This is a genomic window from Variovorax sp. GW821-FHT10B04, from assembly GCF_059415645.1.
The window spans coordinates 954783-973413 of the sequence record NZ_JBWKNQ010000001.1 but is presented as its reverse complement, the minus strand read 5'-3'; the positions used below and the strand labels follow the sequence as shown (position 1 = coordinate 973413).

The 18631-nt window shown below is 68.2% G+C and carries 18 protein-coding genes; 6 read left to right on the top strand and 12 right to left on the bottom strand.

Features of this window, described 5'->3' with window-relative positions; genetic code table 11:
- Positions 1-59: 59 nt before the first annotated feature.
- From AC07PZ_RS04655 to AC07PZ_RS04645, 3 genes are all read right to left on the bottom strand, one after another.
- Positions 60-1046, bottom strand: coding sequence for a Bug family tripartite tricarboxylate transporter substrate binding protein (locus AC07PZ_RS04655; RefSeq protein WP_495293841.1), 987 nt, complete (start codon positions 1044-1046; stop codon positions 60-62).
- An 80-nt stretch (positions 1047-1126) separates the two neighbouring features.
- Positions 1127-1633: a flavin reductase family protein gene (locus AC07PZ_RS04650; RefSeq protein WP_495293840.1), complete on the bottom strand. Its 507-nt coding sequence runs from the start codon at positions 1631-1633 to the stop codon at positions 1127-1129.
- A 14-nt stretch (positions 1634-1647) separates the two neighbouring features.
- On the bottom strand, positions 1648-3012 hold the full coding sequence (locus AC07PZ_RS04645) for an LLM class flavin-dependent oxidoreductase (RefSeq protein WP_495293839.1): 1365 nt from the start codon (positions 3010-3012) through the stop codon (positions 1648-1650).
- A 177-nt stretch (positions 3013-3189) separates the two neighbouring features.
- Here AC07PZ_RS04645 and AC07PZ_RS04640 point away from each other — a divergent pair, with 177 nt between their 5' ends.
- Positions 3190-4077, top strand: coding sequence for a LysR family transcriptional regulator (locus AC07PZ_RS04640; RefSeq protein WP_495293838.1), 888 nt, complete (start codon positions 3190-3192; stop codon positions 4075-4077).
- Between the two features lie 65 nt (positions 4078-4142).
- On the opposite strand, the gene AC07PZ_RS04635 is transcribed toward AC07PZ_RS04640, so the two are convergent.
- Positions 4143-4445 carry a hypothetical protein gene (locus tag AC07PZ_RS04635; RefSeq protein WP_495293837.1) on the bottom strand — a complete coding sequence of 101 codons (303 nt, stop codon included), beginning with the start codon at positions 4443-4445 and terminating at the stop codon, positions 4143-4145.
- A gap of 284 nt (positions 4446-4729) precedes the next feature.
- Between AC07PZ_RS04635 and AC07PZ_RS04630 the strand changes: the two genes are divergently transcribed.
- A complete protein-coding gene (locus tag AC07PZ_RS04630) occupies positions 4730-5095 on the top strand; it encodes an RcnB family protein (RefSeq protein WP_495293836.1) in 366 nt (121 codons plus the stop codon).
- Between the two features lie 546 nt (positions 5096-5641).
- On the top strand, positions 5642-9211 hold the full coding sequence (locus AC07PZ_RS04625; RefSeq protein ID WP_495293835.1) for an indolepyruvate ferredoxin oxidoreductase family protein: 3570 nt from the start codon (positions 5642-5644) through the stop codon (positions 9209-9211).
- Positions 9212-9220: 9 nt separating this feature from the next.
- Here AC07PZ_RS04625 and AC07PZ_RS04620 read toward each other — a convergent pair whose 3' ends face one another.
- From AC07PZ_RS04620 to AC07PZ_RS04605, 4 genes are read right to left on the bottom strand one after another with little or no spacing between them, the layout of a single operon-like run.
- Entirely contained in the window at positions 9221-9925 is a 705-nt protein-coding gene (locus tag AC07PZ_RS04620; RefSeq protein WP_495293834.1) for a DUF2894 domain-containing protein, read from the bottom strand.
- Positions 9918-10565 (bottom strand): OmpA family protein, encoded by a 648-nt coding sequence (locus AC07PZ_RS04615; RefSeq protein WP_495293833.1) that lies wholly within the window; start codon positions 10563-10565, stop codon positions 9918-9920. Before AC07PZ_RS04615 ends, AC07PZ_RS04620 begins: the two co-directional genes overlap by 8 nt.
- Positions 10565-12655, bottom strand: coding sequence for a DUF802 domain-containing protein (locus AC07PZ_RS04610; RefSeq protein WP_495293832.1), 2091 nt, complete (start codon positions 12653-12655; stop codon positions 10565-10567). Before AC07PZ_RS04610 ends, AC07PZ_RS04615 begins: the two co-directional genes overlap by 1 nt.
- Positions 12652-13359 carry a DUF3348 domain-containing protein gene (locus tag AC07PZ_RS04605; RefSeq protein ID WP_495293831.1) on the bottom strand — a complete coding sequence of 236 codons (708 nt, stop codon included), beginning with the start codon at positions 13357-13359 and terminating at the stop codon, positions 12652-12654. The genes AC07PZ_RS04610 and AC07PZ_RS04605 overlap by 4 nt, the downstream gene beginning before the upstream one ends.
- Before the next feature lie 161 nt (positions 13360-13520).
- Between AC07PZ_RS04605 and AC07PZ_RS04600 the strand changes: the two genes are divergently transcribed.
- Positions 13521-13958 (top strand): PaaI family thioesterase, encoded by a 438-nt coding sequence (locus AC07PZ_RS04600; RefSeq protein WP_495293830.1) that lies wholly within the window; start codon positions 13521-13523, stop codon positions 13956-13958.
- Between the two features lie 30 nt (positions 13959-13988).
- Here the strand turns inward: AC07PZ_RS04600 and AC07PZ_RS04595 are convergent, their stop codons facing one another.
- The gene (locus AC07PZ_RS04595) at positions 13989-15350 is read right to left on the bottom strand and encodes an NUDIX hydrolase (protein WP_495293829.1); all 1362 of its coding nucleotides are present in this window, start codon (positions 15348-15350) and stop codon (positions 13989-13991) included.
- 109 nt (positions 15351-15459) lie between these two features.
- Between AC07PZ_RS04595 and AC07PZ_RS04590 the strand changes: the two genes are divergently transcribed.
- Positions 15460-15924 carry a CYTH domain-containing protein gene (locus AC07PZ_RS04590; RefSeq protein WP_495293828.1) on the top strand — a complete coding sequence of 155 codons (465 nt, stop codon included), beginning with the start codon at positions 15460-15462 and terminating at the stop codon, positions 15922-15924.
- On the opposite strand, the gene AC07PZ_RS04585 is transcribed toward AC07PZ_RS04590, so the two are convergent.
- The 3 genes from AC07PZ_RS04585 to AC07PZ_RS04575 all read right to left on the bottom strand — a co-directional run bounded on the left by AC07PZ_RS04585 (position 15876) and on the right by AC07PZ_RS04575 (position 17792).
- A complete protein-coding gene (locus AC07PZ_RS04585; protein WP_495293827.1) occupies positions 15876-16085 on the bottom strand; it encodes a hypothetical protein in 210 nt (69 codons plus the stop codon). The two genes, AC07PZ_RS04590 and AC07PZ_RS04585, sit on opposite strands and share 49 nt — an antisense overlap.
- Before the next feature lie 141 nt (positions 16086-16226).
- On the bottom strand, positions 16227-17507 hold the full coding sequence (locus AC07PZ_RS04580; protein ID WP_495293826.1) for a phospholipase D-like domain-containing protein: 1281 nt from the start codon (positions 17505-17507) through the stop codon (positions 16227-16229).
- 93 nt (positions 17508-17600) lie between these two features.
- Positions 17601-17792: a hypothetical protein gene (locus tag AC07PZ_RS04575; RefSeq protein WP_495293825.1), complete on the bottom strand. Its 192-nt coding sequence runs from the start codon at positions 17790-17792 to the stop codon at positions 17601-17603.
- Here AC07PZ_RS04575 and AC07PZ_RS04570 point away from each other — a divergent pair.
- The gene (locus tag AC07PZ_RS04570; RefSeq protein ID WP_495293824.1) at positions 17785-18630 is read left to right on the top strand and encodes an STAS domain-containing protein; all 846 of its coding nucleotides are present in this window, start codon (positions 17785-17787) and stop codon (positions 18628-18630) included. The two genes, AC07PZ_RS04575 and AC07PZ_RS04570, sit on opposite strands and share 8 nt — an antisense overlap.
- Position 18631 lies beyond the last annotated feature (1 nt).

The following is an 18631-nucleotide window of genomic DNA, read 5'->3' as shown; positions in this document are numbered from 1 at the left end:
CGTTGACTTGGGGATGGGGAAAGACAAGACGCGATCGGCCTGCGCGGCCCGACCGTGGATCAGGGGTCGACCTTGATGTTGTTGGCGACGATGAGCTCGGTCCACTTCGGCACCTCGGCCTTCACGAAGGCGCCCCATTCGGCGGCGCCGCGCAGGTCGGGCAGGGCGCCGCGCTCGGTGAAGGCGCTCTGCATGGCGCGGTCCGCGATCACGCGGTGGATGTCGCGCTCCAGCACGGCGACGACGGCCGGCGGCGTGCTCGCGGGCACCAGGAAGCCGGCCCAGCCGACCGCTTCGAGATCGGGCTTGCCGTGCTCCGCGACGGTCGGCACGTCCGGCAGTTGCGGCACGCGCCGGGCGGATGTCACGGCGAGCGGCTTCAGCTGGCCGCTCTTGATGTAGCCGAAGGCGGCGGACACCGTGTCGACGCCCATCGCCACCTGGCCGCCCAGCAGGTCGTTCATCATCGGACCGCTGCCGCGGTAGGGCACGGCGACGATGTCGAGCCCGAGCCGCGACTTGATGAGCTCGCCGGCCAGGTGCGGCGAACTGCCCAGTCCCGCGACACCCCATTTCTGCTGGCCCGGTGCGCGCCGGGCCGCGTCGATCAGTTGCTGGAAGCTGCCGATGCCCGCCGCGGGGTTCGCCACCACGATGAGCGGCGACAGGAACAGGCCGTGCACGGGCACGAAGTCGGTGATCGAGTCGTAGGGCAGCCTGGCGCCATACAGGCCGGGGTTGATGCCCAGCGGGCCGCTGCCGCCGACCGTGACCGTGTAGCCGTCCGCCGCCGCGTTGCGGCCGGCCAGCATGCCGGGAATGCTGGCGCCGCCGCCCTTGTTGTCGATGAAGACCTGCTGCGGCCAGACCTTGCCGAGTTCGACCGACACCATGCGGGTGAACAGGTCGGCCGACTGCCCCGTGGTGTAGGGCACCAGCATCCGGACCGGTCTCGATGGAAAGCCGGTATCGGCCGCTGCAGATAGACGGGCAGCCAGGGGCAGCGCCGTCGCCAGGCCCGCTTTCAACCATGTTCTTCGTTGCATGTCTTGTCTCCTTCGTTGTGTTGTCGGCGGGCGCCGCCCGCTGCTCCGGCCGATCCGGCCTCTGGGGCCGACCGATCCGTTCAGGCCGTGCAGGCGGATTCCGCCGGCGCGCCGAGGCGGTTGAAGCCACCCCGGAAATAGATCAGCGGATCGGACGTCTCGTCGCTGCGCACGGCGTGGACGAGGCCGATGAACACGGTGTGCGTGCCGTGGTCGTGCGCCTGCAGCAACTCGCAGTCGAGACTGGCCAGCGCGTGGCGCATGACCGGTGCGCCGGTCTCCTGGATGCTCCAGTCGTCCTCGCGAAAGCGCTGCTCGCCCTTCAGGCCCGTCTGCCCGGCGAAGCAGGCGGCCACCGCGGTCTGGTCGTTGCGCAGCACGTTCACCGAGAACGAGCGCGTCTGGGCGATCACGGGGTGGGCGCTGGCGCCCTTGTTGACGCACACCAGGACCGTGGGCGGCGAGTCGGACAGCGAGCAGAACGCCGTGGCGGTCAGGCCCGTGCGCGCGCCGGGCTCGCCGCAGGCGATGATCACCGCCGCGCCCGCGTGGTGCTTCATGAGTTGCTTGTAGGTGCTGGCTTCCATGGCGGTCTCCTTGTTCAGCGGTAGAGGTGCTTCCAGTCGCCCGCGTTCGGGCGCGCAAGGCCGAGGTTGTCGCGCAGCGTCGCGCCTTCGTAGTCGCGGTGGAACACGCCACGGCGCTGCAGCTCCGGCACCACCAGGTTCACGAACTCCTCGTAGCTGCCCGGCATGCTGGTGGCGGCCAGCACGAAGCCGTCGCAGGCGCCGCTCTTGAACCAGTCCTCCATCTGATCGGCCACGTCGGTCTTGCTGCCGATGAAGGTCATCAGCTCCCGCGTGGTGCCGCGGCCGCTGTAATGGAGGAAGTCCGCCAGCGTCGGGCGCGCCTTGCCGCTCTGCGTGATGACACGGTCGAGGATGGCGCGCAGCCCGCTGATCGACTGCAGCTCGTCGTCGGTGAAGGGGTCGTCCGGCTTCTTGGTCGCGAAGTCGAAGTTGAGCACTTCCGACAGCAGCGCGAGGCCATCGACCGGCTTGACCAGGGCGTCGATGGCGGCCTTCTTGTCCTCGGCTTCCGCGCGGCTTTCGCCGGCCACCACATAGACCGCGGGCGCCACCTTGACCTGGCGCGGATCGCGCCCATGGGCTGCGACCTTGGCCTTGAACTCCGCGTACGACTTGCGTGCGACCTGGACGTTCGGATAGATCACGAACACCAGCTCGCCCCAGCGCGCCGCGAACTCGCTGCCGCGCCCGCTCTGTCCGGCCTGGACGAGCACCGGGTGGCCCTGGGCGGAACGCGGCACGGTGAAGGGCCCGCGCGAACGGAACCACTTGCCTTCGTGATCGAGCCGCTTGACCTTGCTGCCATCGGCAAAGCGCCCGGTCGCGCGGTCCTCGATCAGCGCGCCTTCCTGCCAGGTGTCCCAGTGGCCCTGCACCACCTCGAGGAACTCGTCGGCGCGCTCGTAGCGCAGGTCGTGCGCCAGGTGTTCCTGCGCGCCGAAGTTCGCGGCCTCGGAGTTGTTGAGCGAGGTGACGACGTTCCAGGCCACGCGGCCCTGCGTGAGCAGGTCGAGCGTCGCGAAGACGCGTGCCACGTGGAAGGGTTCGTAATAGGTCGTGGAATAGGTCGCGCCGAGGCCGAGCCGTTCGGTGGCGAGCCCCATCGCGGTCAGCACGGAGATGGGGTCGAGCTTCACGGCGCGCACGCCGTTCTCGACGGTCTCGACATGGTCGTCGCCGTAGCGGTCGGGCATGGCGAGCCGGTCGTCGAAGAAGGCCATCTGGAACTTGCCGCGCTCCAGCGTCTTCGCGATGTGCTGGTAATAGGCCGGCGTGCCATAGCCGGGCTGGGTGTCGGGATGGCGCCAGGAGGCCACGAGGTTGGAGCAGTTCTGCGCCTGCAGAAAGGCCACGAGCGTCATCTGGGGGGGCGTCATCGCATCCATCTTTGTTGGGTCCGTTGGAGTGGTATGGACGGATGCTAGGGTCGACGCCCTGCAGAGACAAATCAAATAAACTTAGTCATTGTTCAGATTTTGTTTGCAGTAAGTTTCAAGCGAGACCTGCAATGCCGGGTCTGGATCCGGGCCCGAATCGATCTCGAGGACCATGCGATGAACGTCAATCTCAAGCTGCTTGCGACCTTCCTGTCGGTTGCCGAGAACGGCAGCTTCCGCAAGGCTGCCGAAGAGACGCACCGCTCCCTGCCCGCGGTGAGCATGCAGATCAAGCAGCTGGAAGAGCAGCTCGGCCTGGCGCTCTTCCACCGCACCACGCGCAAGGTCGAACTCACCGTCCAGGGCGAGCAGCTCATGATCAGCGCGCGCAAGGCGCTGGCCGAACTGGCGTCCGGGCTGGCCGAGATCCAGCAGGCGGCCGACGTGCAGCACGGGCACCTGTCCTTCGCCTGCGTGCCGACCGTCGCAAGCACCCGTCTGCCGGCCATCCTCACCGCCTTCGCGAAGAAGCATCCGGGCATCACCGTGCACGTGCGCGAACTGGCCAACCAGGACCTGCTGGAAGCCGTGCGGCGGCGCGAGGTCGACTTCGCGATCGGGCCGATGCCCGAGCGGCACGGCGAACTGGATTTCACGCCGATCTTCTCGGACGAGTACTGCGCCCTGCTGCCCAAGGGCTACCGCGATGCCGGCCGCGCCAGCATCTCGTTGAAGGAACTGTCGAAGATGCCGCTGCTCAAGCTGTCGAGCTCGACGGCGTTCCGCGACCACATCGATGCAGCCCTGCGTGCGAACGACCTGCTGGTGGAAAGCAGCTACGAGTTCATGCACGTGAACACGCTGGTGGCCATGGCCGAAGCGGGGCTGGGCATCGCGCTGCTGCCACGCGTGGCGATCCCGCGGCGCACCACGTTGAAGGCCGTGCGCATCACCGGCCCCGCGCTGAGCCGGACCATCGCCATCATCACGATCCGGGGGCACTCGATGTCGCCGGCGGCTTCAAGGCTGGTCGAACTCTGCAACCAGTTGATTTCGCCGGCATAGCCTCGCCGATGTCCGTCCCGCCGTCCCGCCGTTCCGGCCGGACGTCGCGCGTTCAGAGTTCTCGCTCAGTTCCGGGCGTTGCCCGGCAGTGTCTGCACCTCGAAGTAGGCTTCGATCGGGCAACGGAGATCGCGCAACGCGGCCGACTTGGCGCTTTCATAGGCATTCAGCCATGCCACGGCTGCAGCGAATTGCTGTCGGGACACCCTGGCCTCGTCGAGGCTCATCATCGCGATGAAGGCGTCCTGGCAGGCCCGGATGTTGTGGCCCAGCGCGCGCTGGAGGTTCTGGATGAACACGTTCTCTGCTTCGTCCGACTGCATGCGCGATGCATACCGGCAGCAGCGGAGGATGGCTCTGTACAACATGATGAACCTCCTTGAAGAGATGGCGCAGTGCGAGGACTGCCAAGGCTTCAGGCTCCGCGCGATCCGTTGCGTGCGCATAGGCGATCGGGCTGACATCGCGTCAGCCGAAGCGCAACTCCGCTGTCGATCGCGCGGTGTGTCTGCCGCGTGCTGTACGCGGCGGTGCTGGTGGTGGCCGCAGTGATCCGTGCCGAATGTGAACCTGGGGTAAAGCGGCCTGTGGACTACGGTCGACGGCCTGCTTTGGCGGGAGTATCGAGGCTTCTGTTTCAAGGAGCGAAAGCATGAATTTCCGTCAAACCTCTTCCTTCGTGTTGGCCACCCTGATGGCCGCGTCCGGCGTTGCTGCCGTTGCCCAGGACCGCGGGCCAGGTCGCGACGACGACCGCGGCCGCCCAGGCCATGCGCAGCCGGCCCCACGTGGCCCGCAGCACGGACCCGAGGAACGCGGCGCGGGCCCGGACCACAACTTCCGCAAGGGCGGCCGTCTGCCCAACGAGTACCGCAACAAGCAGTACGTGGTGAACGACTGGCGCTCGCATCGCCTCAGCGCGCCGCCGCGTGGCTATCAGTGGGTGCAGACCGGTGGCGATTACGTGCTGGTGGCGATTGCCACGGGTCTGATTGCGCAGATTTTGTTGAACCACTGAGTCCGCCGGTAGTGCGCCAGGTCCGCGAGAGGCCTGCACACTGCCAGTCCAGGGCGCGCAGGCCGGGCACGATCACGGCTTGCGACGCCACGGCGATCCACCAGCGCAAGGCCTGGCGGATCGTCGGCGCCACGTGAGCATTTTCCGTGGCGTGGCGAGTTGGCGCCCATGTCGACTCCGGAATGCACAGCGCGTGCTGTCCAACCCATCGTGTCATACATCGCCTGAAGCGCGTTGCTTCGGGCTGGTCATTCCATGTCGAATGGTTTTCGGGGCAGAGTGGATCTGACCGAATTCTTTTATTCGAGGGATGGAATTTGCGCCAAACAAAGAAGAATATTCGGCGCCATTTCCAGAAGAATCGACACAAGCGCCAAGCCATCGCCAGCGCCTGAAACAGGAGGAGGAGACAACCCCTCGGAACAGACCGCATTTCCATCAAGAAGGTCCCCGCCGTGCCGCTTACCCGCGGCCCGGCGTTCGCGCCCGACGCCATCTACCCGTGGCCGAGAGCGCTGCCAGAGAGTCCTACCGGAGTCCCACGACATGTTCACCACCGAAGAACTCGCCAGCGTCTCGCTGGACGACAAGTACCAGGCCACGTCCGGCCGCATCTACCTCAGCGGCATCCAGGCGCTCGTCCGCCTGATGCTCGTGCAACGCTGGCGCGACCAGGCCGCCGGCCTGAACACGGCAGGCTTCGTGTCCGGCTACCGCGGCTCGCCGCTCGGCGGGCTCGACGAGGCGCTCTGGCACGCGCAGGCGCGGCTCGATGCCGGCGGCATCAAGTTCCTGCCCGGCGTCAACGAAGAACTCGCTGCCACCGCGGTCTGGGGCACGCAGCAGGTTCACCTGACCGGCGAGAGCAAGGTCGACGGCGTCTTCGCGATGTGGTACGGCAAGGGGCCGGGCGTCGATCGCTGCGGCGACGTCTTCAAGCACATGGCCCATGCGGGCACGTCGCCGAACGGCGGCGTGCTGCTGGTGGCCGGCGACGACCACGGCGCCTATTCGTCCACGCTGCCGAACCAGAGCGACCACATCTTCGCGGCGTCGATGATCCCGATGCTGTATCCGCAAAGCGTGGAGGAGTACATCGAGCTCGGCCTGCACGGCTTCGCGATGTCGCGCTTCGCCGGACTGCCGGTCGGTTTCAAGGCTTTGGCGGACACGGTCGAATCTTCAGGTTCCATCGCCGCCGATGCGCTGCACGTCGAGACACGGCTGCCCGCGGACTTCGTCTTCCCGCCCGGCGGCGTGCATGCGCGGCTGTCGACCGACACGCTCGGCGTGCAGGCCCGCAAGCAGGAGGCGCTGATGCAGGACACCAAGATCTACGCCGCCATCGCCTATGCGCGCGCCAACCGGCTCAACCGCATCACCATCGATTCGCCTTCCGCGCGGCTGGGCATTGTGGCTTCGGGCAAGTCCTACCGCGACGTGCTCGAGGCGCTGGAAGAACTCGGCATCGATGCGGCGGAGGCTTCGCGCATCGGCATCCGCGTGTTCAAGGTGGCGATGCCCTGGCCCCTCGAGCCTGACTCGATCCGTGAATTCGCGGACGGGCTCGACGAGATCCTGGTGGTCGAAGAGAAGCGGCAGATCGTCGAATACCAGCTCAAGGAGCATCTCTACAACTGGCGCGAGGACGTGCGCCCGCGCGTCATCGGCAAGTTCGACGAGGCCGGCGAATGGGCACATCCGCGCGGACGCTGGCTGCTGCCGGCGACGGCCGATTTCTCGGTGGCGCAGATCGCGCGCGTGATCGCGGGGCGTGTCGCGCGCTTCCACACCAGCGACATGATCCGCATGCGGCTCGCGATCCTCGACGCCAAGGACGTGGTGCTGGGCAAGGCCGTCGCCACGCCGTCGCGGCCGGCCTGGTACTGCTCGGGCTGCCCGCACAACACGTCGACCAAGGTGCCCGAAGGCAGCCTCGCGCTGGCCGGCATCGGCTGCCACGTGATGGCGACCGCGATCTACCCCGAGCACAACAGGACCACCACGCACATGGGCGGCGAAGGCGCGCCCTGGCTCGGCCAGGCCTGGTTCTCGAAGCGGCCGCACGTGTTCGCGAACCTGGGCGACGGCACCTACTACCACTCGGGCTCGATGGCGATCCGCGCGGCCGTGGCTGCGGGCGTCAACATCACCTACAAGATCCTCTACAACGACGCGGTCGCGATGACCGGCGGCCAGCCGGTCGACGGCCCGATCAGCGTGCCGCGCATCGCGCAGCAGGTGGCGGCCGAGGGCGTGAAGCGCATTGCGCTGGTGGCGGAAGACCCGTCGCGCTGGAACGATCGTTCCGCATTGCCGGTCGACCGGCCCGGCCTGCACTTCACCGTGCATCACCGCGACACCCTGGACGACGTGCAGCGCGAGCTGCGCGAATTCGAGGGCGTGTCGGTGCTGATCTACGACCAGGTCTGCGCGGCCGAGAAGCGGCGCCGCCGCAAGAAGGGCGAGTTCCCGAAGGCGACGCAGCGTGTCTTCATCAACGAGATGGTGTGCGAGGGCTGCGGCGACTGCGGCGAGCAGTCCAACTGCACGTCGCTGCTGCCGCAGCCGACCGAGCACGGCCTGAAGCGCCGTGTCGACCAGAGCTCGTGCAATGCCGACTACTCCTGCATCAAGGGCTTCTGCCCGAGCTTCGTGAGCGTCGAAGGCGTGGAGCCCCACAAGACCCGGCCGGTCGCGGTGAAAGCCGAGACGAGCCCCTCGGCCGCGTTGCCCGAGCCCGCAACCGCCATGCCCGACGGCATGCACAACATCCTGATCACCGGCATCGGCGGCACCGGCGTGATCACGATCGGCGCGTTGATCGGCATGGCCGCGCATCTGGAAGGCAAGGGCATCAGCGTGCTCGACATGACCGGCATGTCGCAGAAGAACGGTTCGGTCACCTCGCACGTGCGCATCGCACGCGACGCCGCGCAGTTGAAGGCGCAGCGCATCCCGACCGGCGAAGCCGACCTGATCCTCGGCTGCGACATGCTGACTGCGGGTGCGCCCGATGCCATCTCCAAGATGCGGCCCGGCCGCACCTATGCGCTGGTCAACACCTTCGAGCAGCCGACCGGCCATTTCGCACAGGACCCGGACTGGGCCTTCCCGGCCGACCAGGTCCGTGCGCTGATCGATGAATCGGTGGAAGGGCGCGCCGACTTCATCGACGCCACCGGACTCGCCACGCGGCTGATGGGCGACGCGATCGCGGCCAACCTGTTCCTGCTGGGCTTCGCGTTCCAGAAGGGCGCGGTGCCGCTGTCGTCCGCGGCGCTGCTGAAGGCGATCGAGATCAACGGCGTGGCCGTCAAGGCCAACCAGGCAGCCTTCGGCTGGGGCCGGCAGGCGGCAGTCGATCTGCCGGCGGTGACCCGTGCGGCCTCACCCGTGCAGGTGGTTGCCGTGCAGCGGCCACAGACGCTGAAGGCTTTGGTGGCCGAACGCAGCGCCACGCTCGCCGACTACCAGGACGCGGCCTATGCGAAGCGCTACACCGATGTCGTCGAGCGCGTGCAACAGGCCGAGCAGCGGCATGGCGGGCGCGACGCGCTGACGCGTGCGGTCGCGGCGAACCTCTTCAAGTTGATGGCCTACAAGGACGAGTACGAGGTGGCGCGTCTCTACACCGATGGCCGCTTCCGCGAAAAGCTCGCACAGCAGTTCGACGGCAAGCCGGTGCTGCGCTTTCACATGGCACCGCCGATCTTCGGCCGGCGCGACGCGCAGGGCCGGCCGGTCAAGCAGACCTTCGGCCCCTGGATGCTGCCTGCCTTGCGCGTGCTGGCGGCCTTGCGCCGGCTGCGCGGCACACCGCTCGACCCGTTCGGCCGTACGGCCGAACGCCGGACCGAACGGCAACTGATCGCGGACTACCTCGGGTTGATCGACGGGCTACTCGATCGGCTGACGCAGGCACCGTTCGACGCGGTGATCGACACGGCCGTTGCCATGGCCCGCGTGCCGGAACAGATCCGCGGTTACGGACACGTGAAGGACGAGAGCATCGTGCAGGCGCGCGTGCGGTGGGCCGCGCTGTCCGAGACGCTGCAGCGCAAGGCCGACGCGCCATCCGCTTCGGGGGAGGCCCGCGAGCCGCTGGCCGCCTGACGGGCGGCGTCAGCCCGCCTTGCCGCGGCCGGACTTCTTCGTTCCTTCGGAACGCGATGCCGTGCCGCCTGGCGTGCTGCCCGCCGTCGCCTGCTCCAGCGACGACAGCGTGTCGACATACGACATGAAGCGGTTCAGGTAGGCCGGCGACACGTCGCGCATCAGCGTCAGTGCCCGGTGGACCAGCTGGTGCGAGTTCAGCGGCCCCGCGTTCTCGGGCAGCTTGACCAGCGATTGCTTCAGCCGCCGGTCCGCGCTGAGCTTCGACCAGGTGCCGCTGAAGTAGCGCAGTGTCTTCAACTGGTCGGGCGCGGCGGGCGCGCCTGCGGTGTTGGTGGACGGCGCCATGCCGTTCCCGTCGAGTGCGGCGGAGGCGTGCTGCGCGAGCCGGTCGACCAGCTCCGCGACGGGGCTGCGCGGAGGTGGAGCGTCCGGCGACGCGCCGCCGGCCTTGTCTTCCGGCGCGTTCTTACTGCCGTCTTCGAGGTCGGCACGGTAGGCCGACAGCAGCTCGGCCAGGCGCCGATCCAGCAGGCGTCCCGCCTCGCCATCATGCGACGCCGAGCGCCGCGCCATGGCCTCGATCAGGCGAAAGCGCACGGGTGCGAAACGGTGTTCGCCCCGTTCACGTGCCATGCGCACCTGCGCTGCGGGCGAGGCCGCTCCGGCGTTGTCCGACGCAGGCGGTTCGCGGTCGGGCGCGCTGCTACTCACGGGGTTTCGCAAGACTGCCGGAAGGCCGCGGTGTCGGCGCCATCTCGACGCGGCGGTTCTTCGCACGCCCCTCGGCATCAGCGTTCGACGCCACCGCCTGCTCTGCGCCGAAAGCCGCGGCGAAGACGGCGTTCGATGGCACGCCGTCTTCGATCAGCGTCCGGGTCACGGCCAGCGCGCGCTGCGCCGACAGCTCCCAGTTGTCCGCGAAGCGCCGTGCGCCGTCGCGCATCTGCCGGTCGTCGGTGAAGCCGCTCACCATCAGGATCTCGTCGCGGCCGCGCAGGTAGGCGCCGATCGGCGCGGCCAGGCTCTTCAGCAACTGCCGGCCTTCGGGCTGCAGGTCGGCGGAATTGAAGGCGAACAGCACGCTGCCGCTGATGCCGATGCGGCCGTTGTTCAGCGTGACGCGGCCGGCCGCCAGCGGGCCGGCCAGCGCCTGTTCGAGCGCCTGGCGCCGCTGGGTCTCGACCTGCCGGTGCTTCACTTCGGCCTCGAGCTTCGTCGCCAGGTCCAGCTGCATGCCGATCGCGTACAGGAAGATCAGCACGAAGGCACCGAGCAGCCCCGTCATCAGGTCGCCGAAGACCGCCCAGATCGGAACACCCGGCTCGGCGCCGGCGTCGATGTCGTCCTGCATCACGCGTCGCTGCCGGCGAGTGCCTGGCGGCTGGCGATCTGCTGCAGGTCTTCCACCACCTGCTTCTGCGACATGATGCTGAGGTCGATCACCTCGCGCGCCTGCGCGACGTAGTAGGCGAGCTGTTCGTCGCTGCGCGCGAGCGACTTGCCCAGCGCGCCTTCGATGCGCTCCAGGTGGCCGACCAGCTTGTCGTTCGACGCGCTGAACAACTGCACCGCAAAGCCGAAAGCCTCGCCCAGGCTCGCGACCTCGACGGCGCTGCCCGTGACCTGCGCGGCCACCGCGGCCAGCTTGCCGGTTTCGGCTTCGACCGTGTCGGTGAAACGGCCACCGACGCGCTCGAGCACGTCGGCCGATGCGGCCACCAGCGCATCGACCGCCACGCGTTGCTCGGTCGAGGCGTGGTTCACCGCATCGAGCAGCGTGGAGAGCGTCTCCAGGATGCGGCTGCGTTCTTCCAGCATCGCGTTGTCGCGCGCCATGCTGTCCGACAGCTTCTGGCGCAGCTCGGCCACCACCTCGGCCGCAGCGCGCGGTGCCTCCGCGGCGGTCTGCAGCAGCTGCGCGATCTCGGCGATGGTGCTTTGCGCATGCGCCTCGGTCGTGGCCGACATGTCGCGCGCGGTCTGCGCCAGCGTGTCGAGCAATCGCTGCTGGGCCTGCGCGGCCTGCGTGCCGGCTTGCTGCCATTCGTGCTGCAGCGATGCCGCCATCGACGCCAGCGAGCTCGTCCAGGCCGACAGGCGCTGTTCGTCGCGCGACTGCATGTCGACCTGCAACGCGGCGTGCGCCTGGTCGACCGTGCGCAGCAGCGACGCCGCGTTCTGCTCGAAGGTGCCCGCGGCGCTGGTCAGCGCCTGGCGCGTGTCGGCGGACAACGTGTCGCTGGTGCGTGCGTGCTGCGCCAGCGCGTCGCGCCAGGCGTCGGAAACACGGTCGACCGCGCCTTCGAGCCGGACCGACACGCCGTCGACCAGCGCCGCCGAGCGCTGCGTGAAGGACTCGGCCATGCGCTCGTGCGCGTCGCGCAGGTCGTGCGACAGCGCCTCGGTCGTGCGCTGGTGCGCGGCGAGTGCGGTCTGCCAACTGCCCGCGACCTGGCCGGTGGTGACGTCGAAGCGGCTCGACAGGCCGTCGAGCTGCAGCTGGACCGTGCGGGAAATGCCTTCGTGCAGCGAGGCCGTCTCGCGCGCGATGCCGGCCATCGTCGCCTCGACCACCGGCTGGATGGCGGCACTGGCGACGCGGGCACTGTCGAGCAGGCTCTGCTTCAGCGTCTGGTCGACGGAAGACGCAAGCCCTGCGTAGGCGGTCTCGGCCTGGTCGTGAAAGCGGTCCTGGCTGCCGATCAAACGCTCGTTCAGCGCCTGGCTCTGGCGTTCCATCGCGGTCATCATGGCCTGCAGCCGGTCGACCAGCGCGGGCATGCCATGCGCCTGCTGCTGCAGCAGCTTGAAGGATTCATCGCGCTGATGGGCCACCGAGTAGGCACGCAGCGTGGTGGCTGCGCGCGTGTCGAGCATCTGGCCGGCCTGCAGGCGTTCGCGCCGGCACAGGGCGGATGCCAGGCCCAGCATGGCGGAAGCCGCAACGCCCGCCACCGAGGTGCCGAAGGCCAGCCCCAGGCCTTTCACCGGAGCCGACAGCGACGCCCGGATGGCGTCCAGATCGGTCGCGCCAGCCAGCGCCGAGCCGGTGCCGTTGAGGGTGACGACCATGCCGAGAAAGGTGCCCAGCATGCCGAGCAGCACCAGCAGTCCGGCCAGGTAGGGCGTCATCGCCGGTCCGGGAAGGCCGACGCGTTCGCCCTCAATGCGCAGGCGCACCGCGTTGTGCAGCGAAGGATGGAACTGGTCCAGCCAGGCGCCGAGGCCGGCCGGCGGCGACGTGAGGCTGCCCAATGCGCGCGACAGCGAAAGCGTCGCCTGCTGGAAGCGGTGGAGCTCCTGCAGGCCCATCACGTAGAAGGCGCCGATCAGTGCCGTGATGGCCAGCGCGAGCGGGCTTGCGCCGATGTAGCCGACGCCGATCCAGCACACCACGGCCAGGCCAGCGGTCGCTGCGGCGTAGTAAAGAAATCTGTTCATGGTTCCCTGGTTGTCTCTTGTCTCATTCGAAGGGTCTCGAGCAGCCCTTCGACCGGTTGAAATCGAAAGTCCAGTTCGGCTTGCAGCACGTCCTGGAAGTCCTGGTGGAAGACGTCCAGCCATGCGGCATGGCCGACATCGGGCCGTGCTGCGGCCGACGTCTGCATGGCCTCTTCCGCCGCGGGCTGGTCGGCCCGGCGCAGACGCGCGAAGTGTTTTTCGAGCAGGGCGGGCACGCTCGCGAGCAGGTTGTGTTCGCGGGCGCCCAGCGCCTGTTCCATCACGACATCCACGGCCGCGAGCCGCGCCATCTCGGGCGAGCTTGCCGCCAGCATGGCCCGCAGGCGTGCGCGCAACGGACCGATGCCGGATTCCATCGCCTGCTGCCGCGCCATGTAGCGCCGGCGGTACGACGCGAAGTCCGTGGCACGCGCCACGTCGTCGCCGATCGAGGCTGCCAGTTCGGTGCGTACCCGGGCGCAATCGCGCTCCTCGGCATGCGCCGAGGGCCGGCTCGCATGGTGTGCAATGGCCGGGCCGCCGTTCAAGGCTGCGGACAGCGAGATGGCGTCGGTCCAGCCAAGCCATTGGCTCCATCGATCCGCCGTCGCCGGTGGGGCGTCCCGGGGTTCGGTGTCGGCCAGTCGGGCAAGCAGTCGAAGGAGCGCCGAGCCGGTCAAACCTGTGCGCTGTGACACTTGCATATCGCCAGTTCGAAAAACCCGGCAGTCTACACCGCAGGCTTTGGGGCCTTTTGCAACTTGCGGTAACGCTTCGGCACGGCAGCGAATCCCGGATTTCCGGTTCGAATCGGCCGTCGGCGCCGTGGCAGGATGGCCGTTGATTCACCTCTTCCGGGATTTCAATGAGCGACCTTCACAAGCGAATCGCATCCAGCTTCGATGCGCAGGGGCTGATGGCCACCTTCGGCGCGCGGCTGATGCATGTCGAGGACGGCGAAGTGCACATCGCGCTGCCTTTCTCGGCGAGCCTGTCACAGCAGCACGGCTATCTGCACGCCGGTGCGACCACCAGCATCGTGGACAGCGCCTGCGGCTACGCGGCGTTGACGAAGGCGCCCCCGGGCTTCGAGGTCGTGACCGCGGAGTTCAAGCTCAACCTGATGCGGCCGGCCCTCGGCCAGCGTTTCCTGGCCATCGGACGGGTCGTGAGTTCCGGCAAGCTCCTGACCGTCTGCACCGGCGAGGTGAGAGCGTTTGCAGACGCCGCGGGCGCGGACTACAAGGTCGTCGCGCTGATGCAGGCGACCATCGTCAAGGTGAGCACGGCGGCCGCGCGCTGACGTTGCTGGCAGCCGTGCTGTCGCGACGACTCATCCGCCGGTGCGGCGGATGAACCCCCGCGACGGCGCACACCATCCGATGTCGCCCGTCGCCTGCGACGCATCGGACGCGCCGCTGAACAGCAACCTGTCCTCGCGCAACAGGAAGTGCCAGGTGCCCAGCGGCGAAGGCGGCGCCAGCGGCTGCAGGGTGGCGTCGCCCAGCGCGATCGGTGCGCCGGGCTCCGTCAGGTCGGGCGCGCCCTGCCATGCCGGCCCCAGGATGCGCCGCGCTTCGGCATCGTCGAGGTGGCCCGTGGTGGTCGAGAGCAGCCAGCGCACAGGTCCGGGTGCGGCTGCGCGCAGGCGGGCCCAGTGCGTCTCGTCGTCCGTGAGCGGATCGATCAGCGCCCAGGCATCGCCGCTGCCGACGAAGTAGCTGTGCAGTCCGGGCCGTTCGGGATCCGCACGGTCGACGGCCGTCACGCGCCAGACGCGGGGAGAGAGCCGCAGGACCTGCCCAGGTTCGAGCGCATGGCGCGCCCCGCCCGCGCCATCGGGATCGATGAAACCGACCTCGTCGTAGGCTGGTTCGTCGACGTTCACCGGCCGCCGCCCGTTCGGCCCGTCCGCCAGGCGGGGCATGACCATGCGGATCTCGCGCAGCGCGCGCGCATGCGCCAGGCAATCGGCCACGGTGGCGAAAGCCTGCAGGTCGGACAGGATCACGCGCGTGACGTTCATCAGCTTGAGCCCGGCGCGGGCGTCGATCGCAGCGGCGGGCCGCAGCCAGAGGTGCTCGACCGTCTCGCGGCCATCGGGCCGCACGTCCTGCCGGGCGGGCAGGGCCGAAACGAAGAAGCGGGTGTCGAATCGCCGCGGCATGCCCGGCGGCGTGAGCCAGTGGGTGTAGTAGACGAGCCGATCGACCGCCAGGTGCCAGCCGCGTGCATCGCAGATGGTCAGCAGCGCATCGGTGCCTTGATCCGCCGCTGCGCGCAGCCGGTCGAGTTCTTCGGCCGGCAGGTGGTCGAGCGCCACAGGCTGTCCCTGCGCGTCGGTGGCGAACAGCAGGCCGGCTTCTTCGAAACATTCGCGCACTGCCGCCACATGGAAGTCGAGTCCGCCGTCCGGCACGCCGAGTCGGGCGCTGGCTGCAACATCGTCGAGTCCGCGGCAGCATGCATGCAGTTGCGGGTCGGTTGCGTCGAGCACGCCGCCAGGGAAGACCGCGGCACCGCTGTTCTGGTCGTTGGCTTTCTCGGCCCGACGCAGCAGCAGCACTTCGAGGCCTTCTGCGCCATCGCGCAGCACGATGACGCTGGCAGCGCGCCGAATCGGCCGCACCGCCGGCGCGCCGGACGACGGCCCGGTCGGATGGGAAGACGCCGTGGGAGAAAGGGTTGGCTGCATCGCTTGTCTCTGCTCTGTTGTCCGTTCTTTGGTTCATCGTAGCGCGACCGCGAGAATGCGCGCTGCCGCGGTGCGGCCTTCAACGACAGACACGAGAGGACTTCTTTCCATGGCAACCGAAATCGAGCGCAAGTACCTCGTGCGCGACCCTTCCATCGTGCGCGGGCTGACCGGCACGCGCATGGCCCAGGGCTATGTGGCGGACAACGGCATGTGGGTGCGCGTACGCATCGCCGGCACGCAGGCCTTTCTGACGCTCAAGGGCAAGTCCTCGGGCCTGTCGCGTGCGGAATTCGAGTACGAGATACCGGTGCCGGACGCGGAAGACCTGCTGGCCCATCACTGCAGCCTCGGTCGGCTCGAGAAGGTTCGCTACCTTGTGCCGGTCGACGGTTTCGTGTTCGAAGTCGACGTGTTCGAAGGCGCGCTGGCGGGCCTCGTCCTGGCGGAGATCGAACTCGAGTCGGAAGACCTCGCATCGCCGACGCCCGCGTGGCTCGGGGCCGAGGTCAGCCTGGACTTCCGCTACAGCAATTCGTCGCTGGCCAAGGCCGGCGTCGTGCCCGTCGCCTGAGTTCGCAGCGGCGTGGCGTCGGCGACGTAGCCGCGCCTGCCGCGGCGGGCCTCGACGCCGTGGCTGCTGGCGAATCCGTCATACACGAGGCAGCCGACCACGAAGCTGAGCATCGCCAGGCAGCAACCGATGGCACAGAGAAGAAAGAGTTCGAGAAACATGCCGACTCCGGTGGTTCATTGCACTGCATGCAATGTCTTCGACCGGTGTTCGCGTGGGGTCGGCTGGGATGGTGCGACCCTGTGGGGCCGCGAATGCGCGTCGTGTCGGCGATGTCCTGCGCCGCTCGATCCGGCGGCGCGTCAAAGCTGGGTCGCGAGCAGCGTGGCGAAGCGCTCCATCGCCTTCTCATGCCACGGGCGCGCCTGCCAGGCTTCGTAGCTCAGCCGTTTCGACTGCTGCAAGTCGGCCTCGAACTGCGCCGTCTGCTCGGCCGCGAAAGCCGCGTCGTAGATGTTGAGGTTGGCCTCGTCGTTGAGGCGGAACGACCGGTTGTCGAAGTTCGTCGAACCGACCGACACCAGCAGGCCGTCGACCGTGAAGACCTTGCAGTGGAACATCGTCGGCTGGTATTCGCTGATCTCGGCGCCGGCCTGCAGCAGCGGTCCCCAGCTGGCGCGCGAGGCATGGCGCACCGTCTGCGAATCGATGATCGGTCCGGGCGTGATGATGCGCAGCCGCACGCCGCGCCGCATGGCCGCCACCAGCGCATCGACCGTGAGTTCGTCCGGCACGAAGTAGGCGCTGGACAGGTCGATCGTCTTCGTCGCGGCGGCGATCGACAGCAAATACATCAGGTGCATGCTTTCGCTGCCGCCGGATGGCGAACTGCTGAACACCTGAGCCCGGCCGCCGCCCGCTTCGGCCAGTGGCGGGAAATAGCGTTCGCCATGCAGCACCTCGCCGGACACCTTGACCCAGTTGTCCATGAAGACCGCCTGCATCTGCGCGACCACCGGGCCTTCGACGCGGTAATGGGAGTCGCGCCAGTGCTGTGCGTCCTGCGCGTTGCCCGTCCATTCGGGCGCAATGCCGACGCCGCCCGTGAAGCCGACGCGGCCGTCCACCACCAGCAGCTTGCGGTGCGTGCGGTTGTTCATCCGGCCGATGTCGTACCAGCTCGGCTTGTGGAACTTGCGGATCTGCACGCCGGCGGCCGTCATCTCGCGCAGGATGTCGGCGTCGACCTTGGCGCTGCCGACCCAGTCGAGCAGCACGTGGACCGCGACGCCGGCACGTGCCCGTTCCGACAGCGCGTCGGCGAAGGCGCGACCGATGTCACCGGACCAGTAGATGTAGGTCTCGAAGGTGATGCTGTGCTGCGCGCTGCGGATCGCCGCCAGCATCGGCGGGAAGATGCGGTCGCCGTTCTGCAGCGCCTCGAAGCGGTTGCCGCCCGTGATCGGCGGGCCGAGCATCACGCCCAGCGCGCGCTGGTACTGGGCGTCCTGCAGCGCATATTCGTGCCGCACCTGATCGTCGATCTTCTTTTCGCTCCCCGTGACATTGAGCACCAGCAGCGTGCCGGCCAAGGTCAGGACGAAGGTCAGGGCAATGGCTTTCCAGGGGCGTGATGGCTTCATTGCGGCCACGATGCCACAGCGCATCCGGCCGATTGCGGGCTGCAAGGGCGTCGCGCGCTCGTCCTGCATGAAGACGGGAAATCGACGAAAGCGTCAAAAGACATGGCGCACTTTCTTCTCTTGTGGCAGGAATCCGTTCGCGTAGGAATCGGCTGACGTCAGCAAGCGCTGGCGCCCGATCGAAAACTCGGGCGTGTACCCCGTTGGCGGGATAGCATCGATGCGCTCGTCGCGCCCGCGGTTGCGGCAGCACATCACCCAAGAGAAGAGGAATGGAATGAACACCGAATACGAAGCGGTTCTCGCAGCGCTGCGCGAGGAAGAAACCGACGTCATCGACGTCTGGCTGACCGAAGCCCAGGCCAACGATCCGGGCCTGCGTCGCACCGCACTCGCCGAATCGACCGAAATCCTCCGTCTGCTGCGCGATGCCCTGCAGGCCGGCGGTGATCCGTCGCACTTCGAGTCGCCCGAATGGACGGGTCTGCGCGCCGCGCTGGCCGCGTTGTCGACCTCGCGTGCGGCAAAGGGGCAGTCGGTCGGCGACACCAGCCGCTTCGTGCTGGCGCTGAAGAAGCCGCTGTTCACCTCGGTCCAGCGGCGGTTGGCCGGCGATCCGGCCGGCATGGGTGACGCGCTGTGGGCGCTGTCCACGCTGGTCGACAAGATGGCGCAGTACACCGCCGCCACCTACCAGCAGGCGCGCGAGGACATCATCCGGCGCCAGCAGGAAGAACTGCTGGAGCTCTCGACGCCCGTCGTGAAGCTGTGGGACGGCGTGCTCGCCGTGCCGATGATCGGCGTGCTGGACAGCAGCCGCACCCAGATCGTGATGGAAGCGCTGCTGCAGAAGATCGTCGAGACCGGCTCCGAGCTGGCCATCATCGACATCACCGGCGTGCCGACCGTCGACACGCTGGTGGCGCAGCATCTGCTGAAGACCGTCACCGCGATCCGCCTCATGGGCGCCGACTGCATCATCAGCGGCATCCGTCCGCAGATCGCGCAGACCATCGTCCATCTGGGCATCGACCTGCAGGGCGTCAGCACCAAGGCGACGCTCGCCGACGCGCTGGCGCTTGCGCTGCGCCAGAACGGCTGGCGCGTCGTCCGCGAGCAGTAAC